General features: G+C 54.9%; 16 protein-coding genes. 13 read left to right on the plus strand and 3 right to left on the minus strand.

What is annotated here, in order from left to right:
• Positions 1-1,389: an efflux transporter outer membrane subunit gene (locus tag ACIPR4_RS06030; protein ID WP_013567766.1), complete on the plus strand. Its 1,389-nt coding sequence runs from the start codon at positions 1-3 to the stop codon at positions 1,387-1,389.
• Positions 1,390-2,830: 1,441 nt separating this feature from the next.
• Here the strand turns inward: ACIPR4_RS06030 and ACIPR4_RS06045 are convergent.
• Positions 2,831-3,586, minus strand: coding sequence for a Crp/Fnr family transcriptional regulator (locus ACIPR4_RS06045; protein ID WP_013567768.1), 756 nt, complete (start codon positions 3,584-3,586; stop codon positions 2,831-2,833).
• A gap of 475 nt (positions 3,587-4,061) precedes the next feature.
• Between ACIPR4_RS06045 and ACIPR4_RS06050 the strand changes: the two genes are divergently transcribed.
• From ACIPR4_RS06050 to ACIPR4_RS06085, 8 genes are all read left to right on the plus strand, one after another.
• Positions 4,062-5,090: a zinc-dependent alcohol dehydrogenase gene (locus ACIPR4_RS06050; RefSeq protein ID WP_013567769.1), complete on the plus strand. Its 1,029-nt coding sequence runs from the start codon at positions 4,062-4,064 to the stop codon at positions 5,088-5,090.
• A 181-nt stretch (positions 5,091-5,271) separates the two neighbouring features.
• On the plus strand, positions 5,272-6,189 hold the full coding sequence (locus ACIPR4_RS06055) for a DmsE family decaheme c-type cytochrome (protein WP_013567770.1): 918 nt from the start codon (positions 5,272-5,274) through the stop codon (positions 6,187-6,189).
• A 14-nt stretch (positions 6,190-6,203) separates the two neighbouring features.
• A complete protein-coding gene (locus tag ACIPR4_RS06060) occupies positions 6,204-8,483 on the plus strand; it encodes a porin family protein (protein ID WP_013567771.1) in 2,280 nt (759 codons plus the stop codon).
• 27 nt (positions 8,484-8,510) lie between these two features.
• On the plus strand, positions 8,511-8,825 hold the full coding sequence (locus ACIPR4_RS21510; protein WP_013567772.1) for a c-type cytochrome: 315 nt from the start codon (positions 8,511-8,513) through the stop codon (positions 8,823-8,825).
• 63 nt (positions 8,826-8,888) lie between these two features.
• Entirely contained in the window at positions 8,889-9,440 is a 552-nt protein-coding gene (locus ACIPR4_RS21515) for a Rieske (2Fe-2S) protein (protein WP_013567773.1), read from the plus strand.
• A 13-nt stretch (positions 9,441-9,453) separates the two neighbouring features.
• Positions 9,454-10,920: a cytochrome b N-terminal domain-containing protein gene (locus tag ACIPR4_RS06075; protein ID WP_013567774.1), complete on the plus strand. Its 1,467-nt coding sequence runs from the start codon at positions 9,454-9,456 to the stop codon at positions 10,918-10,920.
• Positions 10,921-10,939: 19 nt separating this feature from the next.
• Positions 10,940-12,322: an NAD-dependent succinate-semialdehyde dehydrogenase gene (locus tag ACIPR4_RS06080; RefSeq protein WP_013567775.1), complete on the plus strand. Its 1,383-nt coding sequence runs from the start codon at positions 10,940-10,942 to the stop codon at positions 12,320-12,322.
• Between the two features lie 598 nt (positions 12,323-12,920).
• Positions 12,921-13,199 (plus strand): hypothetical protein, encoded by a 279-nt coding sequence (locus tag ACIPR4_RS06085; protein WP_013567776.1) that lies wholly within the window; start codon positions 12,921-12,923, stop codon positions 13,197-13,199.
• 288 nt (positions 13,200-13,487) lie between these two features.
• Here ACIPR4_RS06085 and ACIPR4_RS06090 read toward each other — a convergent pair whose 3' ends face one another.
• Positions 13,488-14,162: a response regulator transcription factor gene (locus tag ACIPR4_RS06090; RefSeq protein ID WP_013567777.1), complete on the minus strand. Its 675-nt coding sequence runs from the start codon at positions 14,160-14,162 to the stop codon at positions 13,488-13,490.
• Between the two features lie 118 nt (positions 14,163-14,280).
• Entirely contained in the window at positions 14,281-17,292 is a 3,012-nt protein-coding gene (locus ACIPR4_RS06095; protein WP_187290254.1) for a sensor histidine kinase, read from the minus strand.
• 399 nt (positions 17,293-17,691) lie between these two features.
• Here ACIPR4_RS06095 and ACIPR4_RS06100 point away from each other — a divergent pair, with 399 nt between their 5' ends.
• The 4 genes from ACIPR4_RS06100 (at position 17,692) to ACIPR4_RS06120 (ending at position 24,820) form a co-directional block, all read left to right on the plus strand.
• Positions 17,692-18,513, plus strand: coding sequence for an alpha/beta fold hydrolase (locus tag ACIPR4_RS06100; protein WP_013567779.1), 822 nt, complete (start codon positions 17,692-17,694; stop codon positions 18,511-18,513).
• Between the two features lie 640 nt (positions 18,514-19,153).
• Positions 19,154-22,021, plus strand: coding sequence for an Ig-like domain-containing protein (locus tag ACIPR4_RS06110; RefSeq protein ID WP_013567781.1), 2,868 nt, complete (start codon positions 19,154-19,156; stop codon positions 22,019-22,021).
• A 99-nt stretch (positions 22,022-22,120) separates the two neighbouring features.
• Positions 22,121-23,905, plus strand: coding sequence for an OmpA family protein (locus ACIPR4_RS06115; protein WP_013567782.1), 1,785 nt, complete (start codon positions 22,121-22,123; stop codon positions 23,903-23,905).
• 264 nt (positions 23,906-24,169) lie between these two features.
• The gene (locus tag ACIPR4_RS06120) at positions 24,170-24,820 is read left to right on the plus strand and encodes a Crp/Fnr family transcriptional regulator (protein ID WP_013567783.1); all 651 of its coding nucleotides are present in this window, start codon (positions 24,170-24,172) and stop codon (positions 24,818-24,820) included.
• The last annotated feature ends 86 nt before the right edge of the window (positions 24,821-24,906 follow it).

Consider the following 24,906-nt stretch of genomic DNA (forward strand, 5'->3'; position numbering starts at 1 on the left):
ATGCATTCATCGATTCGAGTCACCTCCTTTGCCACACTTCTGTTGACTGTGGGATGCTCAGTTGGACCACATTACCGATCACCACGGCAGCAGATCTCTCAATTCCACGAGGCCCCGCCTGAATTGACCACCAGCGGTTCCGTCGATCCGCGCTGGTGGCAGCAATTGGATGATCCCATACTCGATTCGGTGATTCAGGCATCTCTCAAATCGAACAACGACATCGCCATGAGTCTTGCGCATCTTCAAGAAGTTAGATCAATCTTCGATGAGCGAAAACTGGACAGATATCCCGTGGCTCCAGTGGATGCCTCATACTCTTACGCACGAGAGCAGGTACCTGGTTTCTTCAACAAGCCAGCAACCATAAACACCTTTCGGACTGGATTCGATGCGGTTTGGGAGACCGATATATTCGGCGGTGTGAAGCATGGAGTGGCAGCGGCACAGCACGCCACGGAAGCGGCAGCAGCAGACGTCCAGGCACTAAAGGTAAGTATCGCGGCAGAAGTCGCAATGAACTACTTTGTGATACGCAGCGCCCAGTGGCGGCTGGAAGTTGCTCAACACACCGTTAGTAACCAAAAGGACACATTGCGGGTGACGCAGAATCGTAGAGATGCCGGTCTCGGCGAAACACAAGATGTGGCGAGTGCGGCTGCGCGGGTAGCCGCCGTGGAAGCCACGATTCCTCCGCTAGAGTTTGAGATCAAACGAGCGCAATATCGGATTTCCGTACTCTCAAACGTGAAGCCGGGAGAGCTTGCCGTAGACCTTTCTCCCCACGCGTACCAGCCGATATCAAAGATGCTCGCCATTGGGAAACCCGATGAACTGCTGCAGAGACGTCCTGATGTTCTAGCGGCCGAACGTCGACTGGCCCAGGCATCAGAGACAGTCGGAGTTGCCCGAGCCCAGGAGTTTCCGCAAGTCAGCGTTTCTGCATTCATTGGATTTCTTGCAGGACGCGGCAGCACGTTCTTCACGCCGGATTCGTTGGGTGCAAGTGTGGGACCTTCGATCTCATGGTCGGCCTTTGACCTGGGAAGAAATCGCGCTCGCTTGCGCGGAGCGAAGGCGAACCTGGATGAGTCAACAGCCGCTTATCAGGACATAGTCCTTCGCGCACTCGAAGAGACTGAAGATTCGTTTGCGGAGTATAGGTCACAGCACAAAAGACTCGTCAAGCTGATGATGCAAGCTAATGAAAGCAAGCGGGCCGCCGACATCGCTCGGCTGCGTTATCGAGAAGGCGTCATTGACTTTCTGACTCTCCTCGACACCGAACGAACAGAACTCGAGGCGGAGAACGGTGTCGCAACTACGGAGGGAGAAGAATACATTTCGATCGTTCGCATTTACAAAGCTCTCGGTGGAATTCCTCGATAGTTCTCCCTAAATGTCTTTATCGACAAGGATGGCGTGGTGCAGGCACGACTTCAACTCAGTACTGGTTCGGCCAGCACCCATCGGCTTTCCTGTAATTGGATCATTTCGAGATCGGACGATTCCAGCTCCTGCCACGCCGCAGACCCGTCGCAGTTGAGAGAGTTCGCTGATGCCGAACACGACCCTTTCACGCCCTCCGCCCGTCGCGCTTAGGAATGCCAAGCTGCTTCCTTCGCTATCCAGATATCCGAACACATGCTCCAGTCCACGGCGCATGGCGTAGAGAGGTCGCGACCAGCCTCGCTTGCTCCAATCGCTCCGTACATCCGGGATACCAGAAAGCTCCTCCAAAGAGCACCCACGATCCAGGTCGGAGACTCGGTTGAAAGCCAGTCAACGACGTCTCCTCGCCCATGCGCACCACTCGCTCTTCGAGAAGGCTCGGCTGCGGAAATTTCAGAGCGAATAATGCCGCATACTCTCCGATTTCCGTACCTTGCGTCCCATACTTCGGAGGGCACGGGAGCGGCGGTCTTGGTGCGCATCTCCGCCAGATCCGAAAAACGTCGCGCTCGTAACATTGCTTCCAGAGAGAAATGACCCGCGTCGCGGAACGCGTAGCCTCCGGTTCTCAACGCATCGCTATAGCTTGCAAAGTGCTCAATGCTCATCTGAATTAAGGCGTCGGCATGAGGCTCGGAGTCCGTGTCACGACGGTAGCGGCGCCTTGTTCTCTCGCTGAGCTTTGAGTTGAGCCTCGCCTGAAGTAACTCCTGGACAGAGCGCTTCTGTTCGCTCGATCGGACAAACCTTTTATGCTTGGTTGAGAACAGTTTTCCGCGAGAACGGTGTTCCCACGGAAGGATGAGTTCCGCATTGCCGTCATATGCCCCAGATCCTCGCAGGGAGCGATCTTCCAGCACCGGCAACCCCACCGCTAAGGCACGCACGCGTCCCGCGATCCGTACCGAACCAGGATAGAGAAATTCCTCCGTGCCGAAGTAGGAATAGTCCGCGGTAAGCGGTTGCAATTTGCCTCGCGTCGCCACACAGCGGCTACAGCGATATCCGTTGCCAGAGTCCGACGCATCACTTGGAAGGTGACGAGGCGATCCGGGATGCCGAGTTGTCGAGCAATGGGCCGCATCGTACTTGAGCAATTCGGGAAAAATTTCGTTGAAGATACTGAGTTCGTCTCCGCAGACCGGACTCCATTCGGCTGGGTAGAACGCGAGCACAACGGGGCTCCCGCGCAGTTCGCTTCAGAGAAGCTTTTGATCCTGTGCGACATGCAGGCTGAACTCAGGTGCTGTTTTGCCAGCAGTGAGGATTGTGGCGAACATGTGTGCTCATGCATCCAGCATGGCATTGCTAAAGGGAAGACTGTATAGCTTTGCACACATCGTCTTCGATTCGGAGACCTTGACCATGATGAGTGCGCTTAGGTCTTCTTGATTGCGGAGGACGTTTTTTTCGCCGCCTTCGTCTTGTCTTGTTTGACGTCAAGGAGCGCGGCGCTCATCGAATTGGGACCTGGCCGTTGGTCGTGGAGAACGACGTTAAGTAATGATTTGTGAACATGAATACGTCCATTGTATTCAATGAATCCCATTTTTCGGAACCGGTTCATGAAAAAGTTCACCCTGGAACGGGTGGTCCCGATCATGTCCGCCAAGGTCTCTTGCGTAATGCGCGGAATGACCGTCTCTGGTTCGCCAGACTTTCCGAAGTCTGCCATGAGAAGCAAAATTCTCGCCAATCGTCTTTCGCTGGAGTTAAAGAGTTGATCGACAAGATCGGCCTGTGTCCGCATGGAACGTGCCAGAAGGAAAGCGACAAACAGGTCGGAGAAAGCGTGTTCAGCATGGAGGACTCGCATCATTTCCGCCCGTTCTATTTTGAGTGCAGAACAGGCAGTGATGGCCGTGGCAGTGGACATGTGCAAACCCGCGATGGCCGTCACTGATTCCTCTCCAACGAAGTCGCCCGCGGAGATCAGAGTGATTGTCGCTTCCTTCCCAGCCTTAGATACGACCGTAAGTTTTGCCCGCCCCTTTTGAAGGTAGAAAACTGAATCGGCAGCACTTCCTTGCGAGAATAGGGTTCCATTGGCTTTTATCTGAACGATCCGGCGACCCATGCCTGAGTTGGCGAGAAAGGCAATCGGATCGAAATCCTGCTTCTTCCGGTGTGGCATTTAGGCCTCTTCCTGTTCGCGGGCTACAGAGCGAACACGTGACCTTTATCTAACGCATGGTACGTATACGTGGAGCTGAAGCCGAAAGTTTAGGGCGATCACGCTCACGGCGCGATGGCCCAATGCTGCACTGATCATACCGACAGGCAGGGAACTGGCCTATGTTGTGAGCAGAAAACGCAGTATTCGTCGTTCGTCACAGCGAGACTGACTGTAGATCCGCCGGCCGCCAGCCACGGCGAGTCCACGGCGTGAGCAGTAAACGAGAAGGAAAGAAGCCCCTTATTTGCGATCTGAAACGGGAAACGATTCGATTTTCAAGGCACCGGACGTTCCAACACTAGCGAAGTAACGAAATTGCGTGCAATCCGATACAGTTTCTTTCTTCCAGGTAGTCCACACTTCAACTCGAGTAACCTGTCGCGTTCCCAATCGATTGTCGATGTGGCGAGGTCGCTTAGGGAGAAAACGAGCGATGAAGATGCAAGCAGCTGTCGTCGAGGCATTCGGTCAACCTTTAGTACTGCGCGAGTGGGACATTCCCGTTGCTGGACCGGGGCAAATCGTGATCAAAACCGAGGCCTGCGGCGTATGTCACACAGACCTGCATGCGGCAAACGGAGACTGGCCTCTCAAACCTGGCTTGCCATTTATCCCCGGCCACGAAGCCATCGGAAAGGTCACTGAAGTCGGCGCGGGCGTGACAATCGTCAAGGAGGGTGACCGTGTGGGAGTTCCGTGGCTCTACTCTGCCTGCGGCCATTGCGAATACTGCCTCAATGCATGGGAGACGGTCTGTCCCGATGCAAAGTTTGGCGGGTATACCAGGAATGGCGGTTTTGCCGAATACATCTTGGCGGACCCGAACTACGTAGCCCACATACCGAACGGACTCGCTCCATCGGAAGCTGCGCCTCTCATTTGCGCTGGTATCACTACCTACAAGGGACTGAAGCAGACCTCGGCGAAACCGGGGCAGTGGGTTGCGATCTCCGGTTGCGGCGGCCTCGGTCATCTTGCAATTCAATATGCCAAAGCTATGGGATTACTTGTCTGCGCTGTTGATATCGATGATGGAAAGTTGACGCATGCGAAAGCCCTCGGGGCGGATGTAATTGTCAATGCAAAGCATGAAGATCCGGCCGCAGCGGTCAAGAAGAGCACCGGTGGCGGGGCGCACGGTGTTCTTATCACGGCGCCGTCGCTGATTGCCTTCAAGCAGGGCATCGGGATGGCCCGTAAACTTGGCACCTGCGTCCTGGTTGGCCTCCCTCCGGGAGAGTTTCCGGTCCCCCTATTCGACGTGGTTGCGAACTGTATTACCGTCCGCGGATCCTTCGTAGGTACTCGCGCGGATATGGCGGAAGCATTGGCTTTTGCTGTCGACGGTAAAGTAAGAGCGGACATCGAACTGCAGCCCTTGTCAGCCATTAACGAAGTCTTCAATCGCCTTAGGCACGGAGATGTCCCGGCCCGTGTTGTTCTAAATTTCCAAAGCGCCTGATAAAGCACCACTCGATAGTTAAGTCTAATAGTGTGCTTAACTGCACAGTATCCATTTCGCATCGGGCTCATGCTTGAAGTGTTCTTGTGTTGGACTTCATAAGCTATAGAAGTTCTTTGGCAATCGAAATCTCTCAAGAGGAGAGATTTCAGAAGTTGCTCCAGGTCTCAGAAGGCGTGCAATGAAACGATGGCTGACGATTCCGTTGTTGGTAGTCGCTGCCACTTTATGGCCGACGTCTCCCGGGATGGCCCAGGCCGCCCCCTCAGTGGCAAAGTATACCGCTGCTGCCTCGATGACTGTAGGTTATGTAGGTGCTGAGACCTGCGCCATGTGTCACGCAGATATCTCAAAGAAGTTTGGTTCAAATCCTCACTCTGAAATGGCACTGACACACGGCGGGAAGGGCGTTACCTGCGAAAGCTGTCACGGTGCGGGGCAGGCGCACGTAGAATCCGGCGGCGATAAAACAAAGATCTTCAGCTTCCGTACAGCAACACCCAAGATGGTCAATACAAAATGCCTTTCCTGTCATCTTGGAACGCATGCGGACTTCGATCGTTCGGCTCACGCTCTCGCAGGAATAGGATGCACGTCCTGTCACAGCAATCACAGCCCGCAGAGTGAACTGCACCTATTGAAGGTGGCGGAACCCAAGCTTTGTTACACATGCCACACCGATGTGAAGGCGTCGTTCTCGCAACCTTTTCATCACAAGGTGAATGAGGGAGTTATGACTTGCAGCGATTGTCATAATCCGCATGGCACGTTGCAGGACAAGCTGCTTCGGGCCAACGCCGATCAAAACGCCATTTGTACCAAATGCCATGTCGAAGCGTTGGGACCATTCGTCTATGAGCATCCGCCGCTCAAAACCGAAGGCTGCACCGCCTGCCATTTCCCGCACGGTTCTCCAAACGTACGCCTGCTCACGAAGAACAACGTCAACTCGCTTTGTCTGCAATGCCACTCGGCATCGATGAACTTCAGCGCGCCAGGCACGCCTTCGTTTCATAACCAGGCAAACCAGTACCAGTCTTGTACCAGTTGTCACACCCAGATTCACGGCTCAAATGCCGATCTCGATTTCTTCAAATGAGAGGAGAGCCGCATATGACGAACTCATTGCTGACGCTCCACATTTTGAAGGCCCCACGCCTGGGCGGGTTCGCGATGGTTGCGTTCTGCATGGGGATGTTTTCGATGGCATTTCCCCGCGCGGAAGCACAGACCAGCCAACCGCCAGCTACGAGAAGTACCGCACCATCGGCTCCTCTTACTGTTCCGCCCCCTGCTCAGACCCCCACAAAGCCTTCTCCTGATTCCGCTCCAGTGACTCCCACAGACAATATTCGCTTTGGATATGCAATCCATCAATCCATCGATTTCGGCACTCACGTCGTCTCACAAAGCGGCAGCGGCGCCATGTATGCCACGCTGGTCAATATTCAATCTGGCCCTCGTATTCTCGATTTCTCCCTGAATATGGTTTGGGCTCACCCCGGTCACCCTCTTTTGTTCGATCATCTGTCCTCAACCAGCTTCGGCTATGGTGGAGATCCGAACAACGTTTCCACGCTCAACTTCTCCAAGGGAAAGCTGTACGATTTCCGCGGGACGTTTCGTCGTGACCGCCAGTACTCCGACTACGATCTCCTCGTGAACCCATTGATACCGTCGACATCGCTTCCTTACGTTCCGGTGCTCCATTCTCCACATCTTTTCAATACGGTTCGCCGTATGACGGACTTGAACCTGACGCTGGAGCCTCTGGCAAGGTTCAGCGTTCGGACCGGATACTCGCACATTATCAGCCAGGGTCCCTCGAACAGCACCATCCACGAAGGGGGGGAAGGCCTTCTCACGCAATTTTGGCGCAACGGTACGGACACCTGGAACGGTGGACTTGACTGGAAAGTCGATCCCCACACAACCATCAGCTTCGACGAGTTCATTATGCACTACAAGGGTGATACTCACTGGCAACTGACGGGGCTCAACAACGTGCTTTCGAATGGAGCTCCCGTTGCACTCGGAATCGATTTGTCGTCGGTATGGGCGACTCCCTGTGCCGCTCCGTTTACCACCAGCGGTACCGTCAATCCAACCTGCAACGCTTTCCTCGGATACAGTCGTTCGGCACCGACGCGCACGCTCACACCAACGGAGCAACTGCGCTTTCAGAGTGCTTCGATTCCACGACTCACCTTGAATGGGCGCGTTCTCTACAGTGCCACGACCAGCAATCTGAGCAACTATAACGAGACATTCAATGGGCTGGTATCGCGCTCTGCGTTGCGAGAATCGGTGGTGACCGGCTCTGCACGCATACGCCGTATTAACGTCAATGGTGACCTGAGCTTGACATGGCAGATTACGCCAAAGCTGGCGGCGACGAACCTATATAACTTTGCTGACTTTCGCATCCCAGGCACAAATTCCTTTACGGAAACTAACTACGCCGGAACAACCTTGCTTGCCGCTCCTGGCGCAACAACGACAACCACGACGCAGGACCATCAGTTTCTCAACCAAAAGACCAAGACTGATACGTTTCTGATGATCTGGGATGCAACACCTCGTGCGCGTGTGGACGGTGGATTCCGTTATCGCAGTCGCATAATTACCAACGCAGCTGGAGAATTTGTTCCGATTCATGAAGACTGGGGTTTGTTCGGTGTCGCGCTGCGTCCTACTCCTTTGCTACGCGTCAACTTCAACGTAGAGGCCATGTATGCGGACAAATCATTCACCCGCATTAGTCCGCGGCAGATGCAGCACTACATCTTGCGTACGACCTACAAGCCGCACGACTGGTTGACCTTCAACGGCACGGTGAATATTCGAGAGAGCCGTGACAACGTACAGACGGTCAACCATCTCGAACATAATCGGGATTTCTCGTTTGGTACATCCTTCTCGCGTAACAGTCATTGGTCGTTTGACGTCAATTACTCGTACGACGATGTTTTCGCAAGCACACTGCAATGCTATGCCTCGACTCCGGCTCCTCCTACGGCCATAGTCGCGCCTGCCGTTTGCGTTGCGGCGGCGACACCCTTCGCGAGCACCGGCTACTACAATGCACCCACCCAGTTTGTGTCCTTTGGCTTTATGGTGAACCCAGTCAAGAAGGTACATCTTAACGGCGGCTATCGCGTGAGCGCGGTCAATGGCACAACCGACGCCATCAATATCCGCCAGGTGCCCGGCTCTCTCCAGTCGCAGTTCCATACTCCCTACGCGAATGTTGCTTATGATCTTGCCCCCAACTGGATGTGGAAAGGCGACTACAACTTCTACGGTTATGGGGAGGGCGGTCCGAGCGGACCTACCCTGCCTCGCAGCTTCCACGGAAATATCTGCACGCTCGCAGTTCATTACGCCTTCTAAGGCCATGCCCACATCACGGAGATCACTATGAAATTTCTTTACGCTGCCACTCTCTCTGCAGTTGCTATTTTTTGCATGGCTACTGTCAGTCACGCGCAAGCGCCCACAAATCCCTACGCCGCAAAATGCCAGATGTGCCATGGCGCGACGGGATTAGGGGACACCCCCGCAGGAAAGATGATGGGTGCTCGTGCATTCAATGCGCCGGATGTGATCAAACAATCAGACTCAGATCTTCTCACTGTAATCAAGAGCGGTAAGGGCAAGATGCCTGCCTTTGCTGGTAAGTTGACCGACCCGGAGATGACGGCATTGGTCGCTTACATCCGCAAACTGCAATAGACGACGGCGATATTCGTCGACGAACTGATTCAAATATTACGCGTCAGCAGGGATGGGAAGAACATGGAAGAACTGATCGAAAAGCGGGAAGACACGGAAGTCGCAGAGCCGACCGGGAGACGCTCGTTCGTCATGGCAATGTTCGCGGTATGTGGAAGTGTGGTGGCCGCGTTATTGGCTGTCCCACTCTTCCGTTTTGCCACCTTTCCGCTTCGTAAAACTGAAAGTGAGACCGAATGGTCCGATGTCGGACTGGTCTCTGAATTCACGTCACTGACTGCGCCTGTTGCAAAGACCATCACGTTGGAACGGCGGGACGCGTGGCAAACGACCTCCTCACAAACCGCTGTCTACGTATTGCCGGCCAAGAATGGAGAGCTTCGGGTGCTTTCGCCGATATGCCCACATCTTGGTTGCTCCGTGCAGTGGCAGGATGCGCAAAATAAATTCATCTGCCCTTGTCACTCGGGATCGTTCACTGCGGAGGGCGAGCGCCTCGGTGGGCCGCCACCGCGTTCGATGGATGCCCTCGAAGCGAAGGTGGAGGATGGCACCTTGAAGGTCCGTTACCAATACTTCCGTCAACTGGTCTCCAACAAAGAACCAATGGCTTAGGCGAGGAAAGATCATGTCGAATCAACTCATCCCTGAACAGGACAAGAAGCCCAAAATCGTGGACCGGGTCGATTCCTGGTTTGACGATCGCACCGGGATTGACTCGATCCTCCACGAGTCGTTGGATGAACCGATCCATGGTGGCGCAAGCTGGGCCTATATCTTCGGCTCTGGCCTCCTGTTCTTGTTCATGTCACAGGTCATCACGGGCGTCTTCCTGGCGCTTTACTATGTCCCGTCGGCGGACCATGCACACACGGTGGTGTCGTATATCGTCAAGGTTGTTTCGGCAGGTTCGTTCATTCGCAGTATCCATGCCTACGGATCGAGCGGCATCATCATCCTATTGTGCCTGCATATTGGACAGACCGTACTCTATGGGTCCTATAAAGGACGCCGCGAGCTGCTTTGGCTATCGGGCTGCATTCTGATGGCGCTTATGCTCGGCATGGCCTTCACGGGTTATCTTCTGCCCTGGGATGAAAAGGCTTACTTCGCGACCGCCGTTGGAACAAACCTCATTGCGGAAGTTCCCTGGATCGGTCCGATTCTGCAGAAACTCGTGCGCGGCGGCGACCAAATGGGAACGCTTACTCTGTCGCGCTTCTTTGTGTTTCACGTCTTCATTCTGCCTGGAATGTTGATCGCGTTCATCGTTGGCCATATCTTCTTTTTCCGTAAGGCCGGAGCAGCGGGGCCTATCAAGGAAGATCCCGTGAACCCGCGTCTTCCCTCCGTGCCTTTTTATCCGCGCCAGGTATTCATGGATGCGGCGTTCGCTATCGTATTAATAGGCATTCTTGCTGTGATTGCGAAGACGATCCCGATGGATCTTGGGCCAGCTGCTAATCCTGCCGACACTCATTTTCTGCCGCGTCCGGAATGGTATTACCGGCCTGCTTTCCAATGGCTGAAGTACCTCAGTGGGCGCTGGTCGTTGGTCGGCGGAATTATGCTTCCCGCGTTGCTCGCGCTTATTTTTGCTGCGGCTCCCTTCCTCGATCGTCGCCTGGAGCGTAGACCCTGGAAGCGTCCCATCTCGGTTGGCGCATTCTTCCTCTTTCTCATCGTCTACACGGGCCTTGGAATTGCCAGCTACCGCGATGACTACAGTGATCCATCCATGGCCTCCCAGATGCACGCGCAGGATGCGGACGCTCGCCGCTTCATGGCAGCTCCCTTTGTTCCGGAGTCCACGGCAGGAAGCGTCTCTGCCAACCTTGCTTCCGCGGATCCAATGGTGGCGAAGGGGCATGCCCTGTTTCAAGCGCAGTCGTGCAACTCCTGCCATGGAGAAGGCGGAGTTGGCACCGCCGCGGCAGGCGCATTGACTGGGGTTGCTGGGAAATACACCGACGCCCAGCTTGAGGCGCTCTTGCAGGCGCCCAATAGCACGATGAGCGGAGGCGGAATGCAGCCCGTCGTGATGAAGCCGGCAGACCTCGAAGCGCTAAGCACCTATCTTCGCCAACTTCATTAATCGAACGGAAGGAATACCTATGCCATACGAAAGCACTAATCCTTACACAGGGGAGCGCACGATGCAGTTCCCGGAACATACGAGCGCCCAGGTTGAATCAGCCGTCGCACAAGCCGATACATGTTTTGCAAGCTGGAAGGAAACTTCATACGCGCAAAGGAAGTCCATCCTCGAAAAGGCAGCAAAAATCCTACGATCACGAACGGATGAGTTCGCCAATTTGATCACGTTGGAGATGGGGAAGCTGATTGGAGAGAGTCGAGGTGAAGTAGCTCTCAGTGCAGACATCATCGATTATTACGCTGAGAATGGAGAATCCTTTCTCGCTCCAGTGCAGCTTTCTCCAAAGAACGGCGAGGCGGTCATCGCGAGCGCTCCTATTGGTGTCCTCTTCGGGATCGAGCCATGGAATTTCCCCTACTACCAACTCGCGCGTTTCGTTGCACCGAATCTGATGGCTGGCAACGTCGTGATGGTAAAGCACGCGCCGTCTGTGCCTCAGTGTGCTCTTGCCTTTGTCGCGTTGTTCAAGGAAGCGGGCGCGCCCGAAGGAGCCTACACGAATCTCTTCGTATCCGACGAGGAGGCCGATCGGCTTATCGATGATCCGCGCATCAAGGGGGTGGCTGTTACTGGCAGTGAACGCGCGGGATCTGCGGTCGCGGCACAGGCTGGCAGGAACCTCAAGAAATCTACGATGGAACTCGGAGGGAGTGATGCGTTCATCGTCCTCGAAGATGCAGAAATGGATAAGACCGTGGAGTGGGCGGTTTGGGGAAGAATGAATAACACCGGACAATGCTGCGTGGCTGCGAAGCGGTTCATCGTGGTTGAAAGCGTTGCCGATGTCTTTCTCGCTAAGTTTCAGGCGGCACTCCAGTCACTGATCCCGGGAGACCCGATGGAAGCTGCAACAACTCTGGGCCCGCTCTGCTCAGAAGCTGCTCTCCTCCATCTCCTCGACCAGGTCAAACGTTCGGTCAGCGCGGGGGCTCACGTGTTGATCGGGGGAGGAAGATTGGACCGGAAGGGAGCCTTCATGCAGCCGTCGATTCTGACCGATATCAAGAAAGGTACGCCCGCCTACGATGAGGAATTCTTCGGGCCCGTAGCACTCTTCTTTCGCGTCGCGAATGAGGATGAGGCGGTACAGCTTGCGAATGATTCCAAGTACGGCCTGGGCGGTTCTGTTTTCACCGCGGATACCGTTCGAGGAAAGCGGATTGCCGATCGAATAGAAACCGGAATGGTTTTCATCAACCATCCGACGTGGACCGCGCCTGAATTGCCATTCGGCGGTGTCAAGAACTCGGGCTATGGCCGGGAGCTCTCCAGTCTGGGCATCCAAGAATTCGTTAACAAGAAGTTGGTTTGTGTCGTTCCAATTGACGCTCCGGCCTAGCCTCCGCTATGTCGAGGAAAGTACATTACATCCCTCCGGGAAGCGCCTGACGAGGCGTTTCCGGAGCGAACATTGAATTCCGATCTTGAAGTGATGCTGACGTCGCCTTTCACGGAGCACCCGAAACAGTCCGCCGTGGCTCTTTTTCGCAGGCGGGTTTTCTGATCCGAAGACCATGATCGTGTAGTGCCAAAGTCGCCGATCATAACTGTGGCGATCACTAGATGCGGAGGCCGTCTCTTAGTGTCTGTCTGATCTGTCTCATCTGTTCTTGAGTCGCATCGAGATAAGCTTTTACCCGTGTCGTGTCGGGTCGTTCGTGCTATGTTCGGCGAGATAGATAAGGTCCTCAAGATCCGGCTCCGGAACTTGCTGGAGCCACTGTCTGGGTACATTCCTGTCCGTATGCTGATGAAGAATCCCGCTCTCGCGTCGGAATCAATAACTCTATTTACTCTGAATTCGTTAGCGCTGACTAGATGAAATCCTGCGACATCTGCCAAAACACCAGCAATATTCGCAATATTTCTATAGAGATACTTAACAGCAGATGATACTGTTGCCACTCCCGCAGAGAACTGAATGGGAGGGGTACAAGATGGCGAATTTCCTGGTGCGTGTAGAGTTGCAAGGCAACCCCATCGATGGAACATACGACAAGCTCCACAGTTGTATGGAGAGCCTTGGTTTTAAACAAACCTTCACTTCCGCAGGAGAGGAACTCACTCACCTGCCTCACGCTATGTACGAGGGCAGTTGGGCAAGTAGTACGAGCAGCCTCTGTGTAGCGGTCAAGAATACCGTCAAGGCGAACATCTGGCCGAAGCCGGTCATTCTGGCGATTGAGTACAACACGTTTGCTCTGTTCAAGGCCTAAACAGGTCTCCATGGAGATGAGCATCTAGCGGAATTTGTTGCTCTTCGTCAACAACCGGAGGATCCCGTACCAACTACGTTTCATCATGGTGCCTTCCGATATTCGTCGCACGGGTCTCTGGTTCCGGCATCGGGAAGAGGGTGACGGCCTTGAGTTGAGCGTGAGCCACCACTCGTGCTCTCTTGTGACGCCCGCGCTACAGGCGATCATAAGCAGCTTAAGATAGACGTCTCTGACAGGACGCACTTGGAGGCAGCCCTATTCAAATAATCCGGCGTCGAGAATGGTTTATCCATCAAGGATTCCTCGGCGAAGTGCGGTCATCACTGCATCCAAACGGTCATTCGCTCCCAGCTTCGCCAGTATGGTCCGCATGTGACCTTTCACCGTATCCTCGGAAATGGCCAGCTTATCCGCGACAATTTTGTTTGACCATCCGCGAGAGACAGAGCGGAGGACTTCAAGCTCACGCGCAGACAGGGCTTCGGACGAGAAATGCCGTGTAAGTTCGGACGCAATCTCAGTAGGCACATAGCGTAAGCCACCATGTACAGCCCGAATAGCTTGTGCGAGTTCCTTGCGAAGCATTGTTTTAAGTAAGTATCCGACCGCGCCCGCTTTGAATGCTCGTGCAGCTTGCACATCACCGCGATAGGTGGTTAGCACGATGCAACGTGCTCTGGGATTAATTTGCAAGATCTGGCAAATCACGTCAATGCCGTTCAGTCCCGGCATTTGTAGATCTATCAATGCAACGTCAGGTCTATGGAGACGGAACGTCTCAACGGCCTCAACCCCAGTTGCCGCTTCGGCAACCACCAGCATGTCGGGCTCCCGCTCCAATGAGCGAGCGACGCCGTCTAGGATCAGCGGGTGGTCATCGGCACACATCACGCGGATGCGACTAGTCGTCACGAAACGGCTTTCCGGGAAACTGCGCGTCGATGTTGAGAGATTTGCCATAGAGGGAAGACGGATTCTACTTTCGTGGAGTGTTCTCTGTCGATGCTTAGGCTGCCCACCGCCGATAAGCGTGTTAGCTTTCAAAAAATCGAAACGCGGAGCGTGAAACCAGGTTGAATCAGTTCCGATGCAGCAGCCTCTGCCAGAAACTCTTAGGCGAAGTAGTGTAGGCGACCACAGCAGGTACAACGAGGAGAATCAACGTGCCCCCTTCCGCCGGAGACGAGATCCTGAATTCGGCTCTGAGGTTTTCCGCGCGCTCATGCATACCCGCAATTCCCCAATGGTCGGAAGTCCCTTTAAACTGTCTCGTGTCGGGAGGGATTCCGCGTCCGTCGTCGAGGACACGAACAGTGAGTCGACGCGGATTAAACGCAATGGTGACCTCTATTTTAGTAGCGCGACTGTGCTTATAGGCGTTCAGGATCCCTTCACGGGCAATGGCGTATATCTCTGGGTAGCTGAGTGGGTTTAAGTCTCGCGCGGCGCCTTGGGCAGTGACTGAGAATCGGGCGCTGCCATGGGAACCGAGCTCTTCCTGTAATTGTGAAACGGCTTCGTACAACGACAACGGCACGAGCGTCTCATAGCGCAGGTGTTTAATTTGATCCCTGCTCTCGATCAGAAGTTCATCCGCGCGGTCCAGCGCTTGTTCCATCTCGGCTCGGGAAGGTTCACTTCTGGGAATCGCCTGAGTGGCAAGATGGAAGCGCATCATCAGCCCCTGAAATCCTTGAAGTAAGCCATCGTGGAGCTCGCGTGCAACGCGCTCCCTCTCTGCCAGCCGTTCCGACAACCGCGAATGCAATTGTTCGGTAACGAATCGTGTGCGCGCACTCAGAATCAGCCAGGCGCAGGCGCCGAGGGCAAGAACGCAGAGAGCCCGGAACCACCCCGTTTGATAAAAAGCGGGTTCCACTTCGATCCTTAGTGGAGCTGCCAAGTCACTCCACTCCCCGCCATTGCTTGCTGAGACTTGGAATTGATACGTTCCAGGGCTGAGCCGAGTGTAGAAGGCCTGCCTGCGGCTTCCGGCATCCTGCCAAGTCATATTCTCCCCCATAAGGCGGTAGCGGTAACGGACCCTTTCGGGCGCACTTAGATTTATTCCGATGTAATTGATTTCCAGATCATGGAAGCGGGCCGAAGACGTGTGCAAGACCGCGCCAGGAAGACCAGGCGCCTGAACGACCGGCCGTCCATCCACAAGCACATTCTCAATCAGGACGCTGGGGAGCGTTGCTCTCACACCAAGACGGCTCGGGTCGAGGCTGACGACATTACCCGAAGTTGCGAACCAGAGATTACCGCGACTATCGGTTATGGCAGAAGGGGTACGCTTGTACTGGGTAGGTAGTCCCACTAATCCGTCGTTTTCGTCGAAGACTTCAGCCCTCACGAGGTAGGATGGATCCTTCTTTAAGCGGATGATTTCGTTAGGTGTAATACGCAGTACGCCAGCTGCGCTGTTGAGCCACATGCTCCCGAAGCGATCAAAGGCGATCCCGGATGTGCCGAGCAACAGGTCGCGATCCAAAGTGTGCATCCGGTGAAGGCTCTGTCCATCCACGAAGCACACTCCATTGGATCCACCCAGCCAAATCGTCGCTGCCCCTTCTGCGAACGCAAGAGTATTGCTCCACAATCCGTCTTGAACGTGGAGTTCTTTGTAAGAGCCTTCATCACGGACCACGACCTTGTTTTCTCCGTAGCCTAACCACAGTCTGCCTGAGGCGTCTGAGTATAGGGACCAAGGACCACCGAGTGAGTGCCCGACCTGGTTGAATGGTGCCCATTGTCGGTCTGCATACCTCCAGATGCCTTTGCCTTGTGTTGCAAGGATCAAGGACCCATCGGTGTCCTCTATCAAGCTCTTCGGCGGGACATGTTGCATCGCGTCTGGCAGCTTTTCACGGGTTGCGGAAGAGCCATAGCACTGCAGTTCATAGGCTGTCAGATCTGCGAAACAGATATCGCCATTGCGGCGCTTACCCAGAGGGCCCGTGTTGACATGAGGTCCGATGGGGGTTGTTTTGCCATCGAGAACACGCATCAACGAGGAGCCGTGTGAATTGATCCAAACGGAACCATCATCTGCAGCAATGAGGGACGGGAAAAAGCGCAGTTCAGTCGCACGAAACGGAATAAACGGAGTCTTCTTAAACCGGTCGAGACCGCGATCGGTGCCCACCCAAACGTTGCCCTCTCGGTCTTCTAAAAGCGCGTGAGTTTCCCGCGCGCTTAAGTCAGCAAGGCCGGCAGTTTCTATCGAGAGCTTCTTTCCGGGATCCGAGATGTTTCGGATGCGCGCAAGTCCCTCGTCATCTTGAGCGATCCAGAGGGTATCCTCTCTGTCTACAAGAAGTTCGGCCTTACCTTCAAGGTGAAAAGCACCTTTCGAACTCTTGTCCGAAAGAGAACGTACAGATCGCCATGCGTCCGCTACCCATATCTCGCCCGTTTTGCTTTGCACGATGGAGCTGACGTAATGCACTGCATAGGGCAAGTCCTCAAACCTGTTTGCCCCCTTCCTGAGGATCGCGAGTCTCTTGTCCCGACCGACCCAGATATTTCCTTCACGGTCAAAGAGAACCGAAAAGATCCCTCCACTGAAAAGGCCGTCCTTCTCTCTTAGATCGATCCATCGTTCTCCTTCCAAACGAAACAGTCTACTGCCGCCTGTTACCCATACTGAGCCATCTGGGCGCACGAAGATTCCATCCAACGTGTTTGGTATCAATCCGCTATCACGACCATAGTGCGTGCTGGTCCCATTCGCGTTGAGATGAACGACAGCTGTGTTTCGCAACGCTATCCACAAACCTCCGCTCGGGTCGGCTGAAAGTGCCGCTATGTCCAGAGAGGGCAGTTGCCGGTCCGCGGGGCCAAATGGATATGTGGCGAAACGAAGACCGTCGAACCGGTATAGGCCGAGCGAAGAGCCAATCCACAGATAGCCATCTTTGGTTTGAGCGAGACTCGTGATGCTGCCGGGCGCGCCATCCCGACGAGTCCAGAAGGTGTGTGTCGTTCCCTCAAATGCTGGCGCAGGAAGAGGAGGAAGCAACCCGGCTCCAGGCGAGTTCGCTTCGTCTGCGCTCGTCATGTTTCCTGGGGAGGCTTCAGACATTTCTCCTCGCGCACCGAAGGATGCACTGACCATCAGCAAGAGCAACACCATGAACAATAGCTTTTGAGGCCGCCTCATTCTTGAAACTTCGCCTGATGCGTTCAAGAGTCCTCGCAGATGTACCCCCAAGGATAACGGCACCACTATAGTCTCGCGCTGGCTGTTCGTAACCCCACCTAAGTATTGCTTCGGATTGTTTTATTTCTGCCGTACGAGCAGTCCAAGATAGTCGCGCGCCCACATTGATTCCTTCGGAGCAAGCCCTAGGTGGGATGCGTCAGACCACCAGTTGGTGTCTTCTTTGATCAGCTGGCCGAACACGAGGCGAACGTTCACGTATCGCGTCCGCAAGTCAATTTGGCGCAGGCTACAGACAACTTCAAGACAGGAGATAAGCACATGAGCACGATTAGGGTTAAGGATGGAACGGAGATCTATTACAAGGACTGGGGCACTGGCCAACCTCTCTTCTTTCACCACGGCTGGCCGCTTTCAGCAGATGACTGGGACACCCAGATGATGTTCTTTCTGGAACGGGGCTTTCGTGTAATTGCTCATGACCGTCGTGGCCACGGCCGTTCGACACAAACCTACAACGGACACGACATGGATACCTATGCTGCCGATGTAGCGGAGCTTGTCGAAGCACTGGATCTAAAAAACTCAATTCACATAGGACATTCGACTGGAGGTGGTGAGGTCACCCGCTATGTTGCGCGCCATGGCGCAGGCCGCGTCACCAAAGCAGTCCTCATCAGTTCGATCCCGCCAACCTTCATGCAGTCAGAAAGAAATCCCGACGGGGTTCCCAAGGAAGTCGTCGATAGTATCCGGAATGGGACAGCCTTCAACAGGGCGCAGTTCTACAAAGACATCACCGTACCGTTCTACGGCTTCAACCGGCCTGGTGCGATTGTCTCTGAGGGGATCCGTGAAAACTGGTGGCGGCAGGGCATGATGGGTGCGGTGACGGCTCACTACCAATGCGTAAAGGTGCTTTCAGAAACCGAGTTTTACGACGATCTGAAGATGATCAACATTCCGGTTCTTGTCATGCACGGCGAGGATGATCAGATCTGCCCATTTCCAACTACGGGGGCGAGATCCGTCAAGCTTCTGAGGCACGGCACGCTAAAGTCGTACCCAGGCTTGCCGCACGGGATGCCGACCACGCATGCAGACCTGATAAACGCAGACCTGCTCTCATTTATTCGGGCTTGAGAAACTCCATGCCCGGTGGTCGAGCGCGAGTTCTCACCGGGCGCGTTCCTGAGATCGGAATTTCCACTGGCACCGAGGCCCGACGTACGGCAATTCCGGTGAACATCCAATCGACACTATTCGGAGCAACCACCATTCGTAAGTCGTCCCCGCGGAACGGATTAGGTCACCTGACGAGAAGACGCCGGGGAACAGCAAAAAAGTTAGATTACCGTTTCCGTCTTCCCACAGAGCCGAAGATTTCTATTGAGGACGCGATGGGCGTGCTCGGACGGCTGCAGGACGAGGGGAAGATACGCCAGATCGGACTCTCGGCCGTGAGTGTCCAGATGTCGTAAGTGCTGATGTCGTGAACAGATGCACCGATGTGATCCAATTTGGCCTCTCATCCTTCACAACCGTTTGACCGCAGAATATCGCTGGAATCCGGAACATAATGCGCGCTATGGCCCGAGCGTAGGAGCGTATCCTGACCACCCTGGCGTCATGAAAGCAATCATTTCTTCAATTTCGCAAGAGTGAGCAATATAGCTCAGACATTGAAAACCTGGCTCGTTACGGTGATCAAGGGTCAGTGTTGTTTCACGCAGCAGGTTTAGGGATCGATCCTGCGCCGTTACACGACTCTTAGAGGATCAAAATGAATAAGGGCAGAATTGGCACCGCGTCCATAGTCGGTATGTTGCTGGTACTTTTCCTGACTGGATGTGGTCAGGAGGCGATCAATTTGCCGGATACGACGCGGCCTACCGTTGTCTCGACCACTCCGGCGCAAGGTGCCACCGGGGTAAGTGTGACAACCGTCCCGACGGCAACTTTCAGCAAGGCGATGAATTCCGCCACCATTAATGCGACCACTTTCACGCTTGCCGGGCCAGGTGGAGCAGTGGTAGCCGGGACGGTGTCCTATGCCGCGACGGGCTCGATTGCAACTTTCGTTCCTGCGGCCAATCTTGCAACGAGTACAACGTATGTGGCCACTATTACGACTGGCGCACAGGACGCGGCCAGCCCATCGAACTCGTTGCTGGCCAACTATGTCTGGACCTTTACAACCTCCCCTGCCGCCACAGTTATTGTCCCCACAGTGACGGGGAGCAATCCGGCGAATGGAGCGACGGGTGTGGCGCTTGCCACGGCGTTCAATGCTACTTTCAGCACCGCCATGAACGCCTCTACTTTGAATGCAAACACCTTCAAACTGACCGGACCCGGCGGTGTGGTAGTACCCGGAACCATTGCGTATACGGCGACCGGATCCGTTGCTACCTTCACACCCCTTCTCCCTCTCGCTACAAATACGACCTATGTGGCAACCATCACGACGGGCGCCCAGAGCCAGGCGGGCGTTGCGCTTGCGAACAACTTCGTTTCGACCTTTACAACAGTCCCACCGGCTACAGTGCCTGTACCGCCGGTTGTTGTTTCCACCATTCCGCTGAACGGCGCTACGGGTGTTCCATTGAACCAGACCCTGAGTGCTGTCTTTAGCAACGTCATGAATCCAGCCACACTCAATACGACGACGTTCAGGCTGACTTCTTCGGCTGGAACGGCGATCACGGGTACCGTTGGCTATGTTGCAGGTGGAAATACGGCAACATTCACTCCTTCCGCGGCTCTTCTTCCCAGCACCACCTATGTTGCGACCATTACAACGGGCGCGCAGGACACGACAGGAACGCCGCTGGCTGCTCTCTACCAGTGGGCCTTCCGAACGGTTCCCGCACCAACGCCACCCACGGTGATCTCGACCACCCCCGCCAACAATGCAGCTGGCGTTCCGGTCAATCAGAGCATTCTTGCCACCTTCAGCGAAGCGATGAATCCGACAACGATCAATGGCACCAGCTTTACGCTCACAGCACCTGGGGGCGTTGTGGTTGCCGGTACTGTGTCTTATCTCGCAACCGGTTCTATCGCCACCTTCGCTCCGGCCGAGAATCTCGCAATCAGCACAACGTATGTTGCGACGATCACGACAGGCGCACAGGATTTGCTTGGCATCGGCATGGCCAATAACTATGTGTGGACATTCACGACTGCCGCGACTTCCGATACGACGAAGCCGACGGTGATCTCCACGATCCCGGCCAATGGCGCAACGGGAGTGGCCTTCAATACGGCCGTAACCGCAACGTTCAGCGAAGCAATGGATCCGTCAACCATTACTGCGGCGAGCTTCACGGTGACCGGTCCGGGAACCACGCCGGTCGCAGGTTCCGTGACCTACGCCGCTGTAGGGAACACCGCTACCTTTACCCCAACCGTGAACCTTGTTCCCGGAACGTTATTTACCGGGACCATCACAACAGTGGCGTCGGACCTGGCTGGAAATACGCTCGCCGTCAATTATGTCTGGACGTTTACTACTGGAGCCGCTCCCGACACGACACCTCCCACCATTACACAAACCAATCCTGTGAGCGGAGCTACGGGCGTCGCTTTGACGCAGACAATCAGCGCAACATTCAGCGAAGCGATGGATCCACTGACGATCACCACTGCAACGTTCAAGCTCGCAACCGCGGGTGGTGATGCGGTGGCTGGAACGGTTTCCTACGACGCCCTCAGTTTCATCGCCACCTTTACGCCTTCTAGTTCGCTCGAAGGAGGTACTTCCTATCTCGCAACTGTCACAGGAGCGAAGGATTTGGCTGGGAACGCCCTTGCAGGCGGTACTATACCGAATCCCTGGAACTTTGCTACGGGCGCAGTTGTTGTTCCACCGCCGGTAAATCTCGGCACCGCATCGCTCTTCGGTGGCTTTGGTGGAGGCGCTGGTATGACCAACCAGGGAACCGAAACCGTCGTCAACGGCAACATTGGAACGACCGCTGTTTCGACGCTGATCACTGGCTTCCACGACAACACGCCCAACTGCATCTACACGGAAACTCCACTCAACGTCGGATTGGTGAACGGATCCATCGATACGGCGCCGCCGCCACCTACGGTCGGATGCCCGAACGAAGGGACGGCGGTGACCTCCGCGATCGCCGCTCAGGCTGCCGCCGACGCATTGACTGCCTACAATGCTCTCGTCGCCTTTCCCAACGGTCTTGACGTATCGACCTGCCCCGGCTGCGGGGGAGGATCCGCTGGAGAGCTTGGCAATCGCGTTCTGGCACCTGGGATCTATAAATCCGCCCCAGGAAGCTTCGACATCACGCAGGGCGATCTCACGCTGGATGCTCAAGGCGATCCAAATGCCTTCTGGGTATTTCAGATGGCGACGACCTTCGGTGTTGGCACGCCGTCCGTCTCCAGGAGCGTCCTGCTCGTCAATGGAGCCCAGGCTAAGAATGTCTTCTGGCAGGTTGGGACCGCTGCAACGATCAACGGAATCGTGGGTGGCGGCACTCTGCAGGGCACAGTCATCTCTCAGGCCGGTACTGCGGTGTCCACTGCTGGCGTGGTCGCGGTGACCACGATCAACGGGAGACTTCTGGTCCTAAGCGGGCCGGTGACACTCGTCAATACCGTGATCAATGTCCCCGCTCCTTAGGCCCGAGTTGAGGCCGCTCATATATGAGCGGCCTCAGTACTCGATCGTTTCACGGCGCTGTTAGATGACAGTCGCAACGTGCAAGTTCAGGAGAACCACATGATTCGCAAATCGCAAACCTCGATCGCATTGGCCTTTGTCTCTGTACTCGCATCGACCCTCTGCCTTCAGGCGCAGCAGCCTCAATCCAAAGATTTTCCCAAGACGGAAGTATTTCTTGGTTATAGCTATCTGCGTGCTGTGCCGACGCTCGCGGACGGAAATCGGCTGGTTACATTGAACGGCGGGAACGCATCCGTCGCTTATAACCTGAATCGATATCTGGGGCTCGTTACCGACTTCGCGGGCTTTGCCGACTCTGAAATACGTCTATCTGGACCCGGAGCGAATCCCGCTAGAATTGAAGACTCGACGGGCACCGCGTATACGTTCCTCTTTGGCCCTCGCCTTTCCTTCCGGCAACACCAGCGGTTCACACCTTTCGTGCAGGTCCTGGCAGGTGGCGCATACGCGACCGCTGTACCGCTAGATAGTTGCCATGCCGCACCCTGTACACCGCTTCCAGAGCAAGGTTCCTTTGCGATGACGGCAGGAGGCGGATTGGATCTGAAGGTATCTCGTCATCTGGCCCTTCGCTTAGTTCAAGCGGAGTATCTTATGACTCGATTTGCCGATGTGACGACCACGACGAGGCAAAATCAGAACGATCTGCGGCTTTCCGCCGGCCTGGTCTTCCGCTTCGGTGGTCATAGAATGGAATTCATCCCCAACCGTGCTCCTGTTTCTGTGTGCTCTGCTGACAAGCAGGTGGTCTACGTTGGATCGATGGAGACGGTCGGTGTCCACGCGAGGGCTGTTGACGCCGACAACGATGCGTTGATCTACGCATGGACGGCAAGCAGCGGTACCGTGACGGGTTCAGGTCCCGACGCGCAGTGGAACTATGCTGATGCTCCCGCTGGGGCCTATACGGTGAAGGTTCACGTGGAGGACGGCAAGGGCGGCACGTCAGATTGTGCTGTCGATATACAGGTCGCCCCTAAGGTCAACCATGTCCCGGTGCTGACTTGCTCTGTAGACCAGGCCTCCGTTGAAGCTGGAGAGATCGTTCATCTGACAGCCAATGGCTCGGATGCAGACAACGACGCTCTTACTTACACATGGGAAACAACAGGCGGCCAGCTTGCAGGATCTGGTGCAGCGGGAACTCTACAAACTCCGACTGGAGCGGGAAGTTCTTATACCGTGATGGGCCATGTCAATGACGGCCATGGCGGATCCGCAGATTGCTCCCTTACTGTCACCACCCATCCTTCGGCTGCAATGATCAAGCTCGAAGAGCGTCTGGAACTCCACAGTATTTACTTCCCGACTGCCGAGCCCACAGAAAAGGAACCGAATCGCGGTCTTGTCCCTAGCCAGCACAAAACACTTCTTTCACTTGCAGCAGATTTTTCAGAGTACTTGAAAGCAAGACCAGATGCTCATCTGATTCTGGAAGGTCACGCAGACCCCAGGGGATCTGTTGAATACAACCAAAAGCTCTCTGGTTTGCGTGTCGAGATCACGAAGCGATTTCTGGTAGAGCACGGAGTTCCAGAACAGAGCATCGATCAGAAGGCGTTCGGCGATCAGCACAATCTGAGCAAGGCGCAGGTGACGGATGCGATTGAGCACACCCCAGAGTTGGGACCGGAAGATCGCGCTCGGGCACTTCGCAATATGACGACGATCCTCCTTGCAAGCAATCGCCGCGTGGATGTCACGCTCAGTACCACGTCACAACATTCTCTGCGGCAATATCCGTTCAACGCAGCGGATTCGATGACTCTTCTTAGTCGGCAGAAACCCACTCGGTCTGCGAGAGGAAGCAAGAAGCGCTAAACCTGTCGTGCGTGGGCAGGACAGGCCCACGTCACGGCTAACTCAATCAAGTATGTAAGGGGTAAACAGTCTTTATGGCTGTGTGAAATCTGTTTCTGCGTCCTGATCTACATTGACAGAGATCGAGGTGTATTGGCTGCTATCCTCAGCGTCATCAGCGTGGCATATATTTTTTGCGGATTGCTCGCACGATGGGGAAATGTCTTTAGCTCCAGGGTTCTTCGCTCATATCGCCACTAGCATTTACGAAGGGCGAGCGATCTTATGCAGTCTTCAACGGACTTCGATCCGAAGATCTTTCTGGCGAGTGCCGGTTTTGGGCGCAAGATGGTCACCGTAAAAGGCGGAAGCGTATTCTTTGCCCAGGGGGCGGAAGCTGATTCTGTTTTTTATTTGCAAAAAGGTCGTGCTAAAGTCACCGTCGTTTCGACTGCCGGGAAAGAAGCCACCATCTCACTTCTGGCCGCAGGCGAATTTATAGGGGAGGAAGCGGTGAGCGCCGTCCCCGGTTTACGCTTATCCACTGCGACCGCGATTGGGCCTTGTTCCGCGCTCAAGATCCAGCGCGCTGAGATTCTTCGCGCGATCCATGAGGAGCATACTTTCTCCGACATGTTTTTGACGTTTCTCCTTGCCCGCAGTATGCGGACACAGGCGGACCTGGTCGATCATCTGTTCAACTCAAGCGAAAAACGTCTCGCAAGGATTCTCCTGCTCATGGCCGAGTTTGGAAAGCCGGACGATCAAGATAGGCTGATCCCGCACATCACACAGGAAACGCTCGCGGAGATGATAGGAACAACCCGATCGCGAGTGAGTTTCTTTATGAACCGTTTCCGTAAGTTGGGATTCATCGACTATGACGGCCGGATCACCGTTCGTAAGTCTCTGCTTAATATCGTGCTCCATGATTGACTACAGACATAATCCCCATCGGTCTTAGTCTGTTCTCCAAGATGCCACAATCTTCGGTATTGTCCTCGCACAAAGGTGTGAACTCC

The sequence above is a fragment of the Terriglobus saanensis SP1PR4 genome, assembly GCF_000179915.2.
GTDB lineage: Bacteria > Acidobacteriota > Terriglobia > Terriglobales > Acidobacteriaceae > Terriglobus > Terriglobus saanensis.

Excerpts from the sequence above, each read along its gene's own strand:
- ACIPR4_RS06030 (WP_013567766.1), top strand. The coding sequence starts at position 1 with ATGCATTCATCGATTCGAGTCACCTCCTTTGCCACACTTCTGTTGACT.
- ACIPR4_RS06045 (WP_013567768.1), bottom strand. The coding sequence starts at position 3,586 with ATGCCACACCGGAAGAAGCAGGATTTCGATCCGATTGCCTTTCTCGCC.
- ACIPR4_RS06050 (WP_013567769.1), top strand. The coding sequence starts at position 4,062 with ATGAAGATGCAAGCAGCTGTCGTCGAGGCATTCGGTCAACCTTTAGTA.
- ACIPR4_RS06055 (WP_013567770.1), top strand. The coding sequence starts at position 5,272 with ATGAAACGATGGCTGACGATTCCGTTGTTGGTAGTCGCTGCCACTTTA.
- ACIPR4_RS06060 (WP_013567771.1), top strand. The coding sequence starts at position 6,204 with ATGACGAACTCATTGCTGACGCTCCACATTTTGAAGGCCCCACGCCTG.
- ACIPR4_RS21510 (WP_013567772.1), top strand. The coding sequence starts at position 8,511 with ATGAAATTTCTTTACGCTGCCACTCTCTCTGCAGTTGCTATTTTTTGC.
- ACIPR4_RS21515 (WP_013567773.1), top strand. The coding sequence starts at position 8,889 with ATGGAAGAACTGATCGAAAAGCGGGAAGACACGGAAGTCGCAGAGCCG.
- ACIPR4_RS06075 (WP_013567774.1), top strand. The coding sequence starts at position 9,454 with ATGTCGAATCAACTCATCCCTGAACAGGACAAGAAGCCCAAAATCGTG.
- ACIPR4_RS06080 (WP_013567775.1), top strand. The coding sequence starts at position 10,940 with ATGCCATACGAAAGCACTAATCCTTACACAGGGGAGCGCACGATGCAG.
- ACIPR4_RS06085 (WP_013567776.1), top strand. The coding sequence starts at position 12,921 with ATGGCGAATTTCCTGGTGCGTGTAGAGTTGCAAGGCAACCCCATCGAT.
- ACIPR4_RS06090 (WP_013567777.1), bottom strand. The coding sequence starts at position 14,162 with ATGGCAAATCTCTCAACATCGACGCGCAGTTTCCCGGAAAGCCGTTTC.
- ACIPR4_RS06095 (WP_187290254.1), bottom strand. The coding sequence starts at position 17,292 with ATGTCTGAAGCCTCCCCAGGAAACATGACGAGCGCAGACGAAGCGAAC.
- ACIPR4_RS06100 (WP_013567779.1), top strand. The coding sequence starts at position 17,692 with ATGAGCACGATTAGGGTTAAGGATGGAACGGAGATCTATTACAAGGAC.
- ACIPR4_RS06110 (WP_013567781.1), top strand. The coding sequence starts at position 19,154 with ATGAATAAGGGCAGAATTGGCACCGCGTCCATAGTCGGTATGTTGCTG.
- ACIPR4_RS06115 (WP_013567782.1), top strand. The coding sequence starts at position 22,121 with ATGATTCGCAAATCGCAAACCTCGATCGCATTGGCCTTTGTCTCTGTA.
- ACIPR4_RS06120 (WP_013567783.1), top strand. The coding sequence starts at position 24,170 with ATGCAGTCTTCAACGGACTTCGATCCGAAGATCTTTCTGGCGAGTGCC.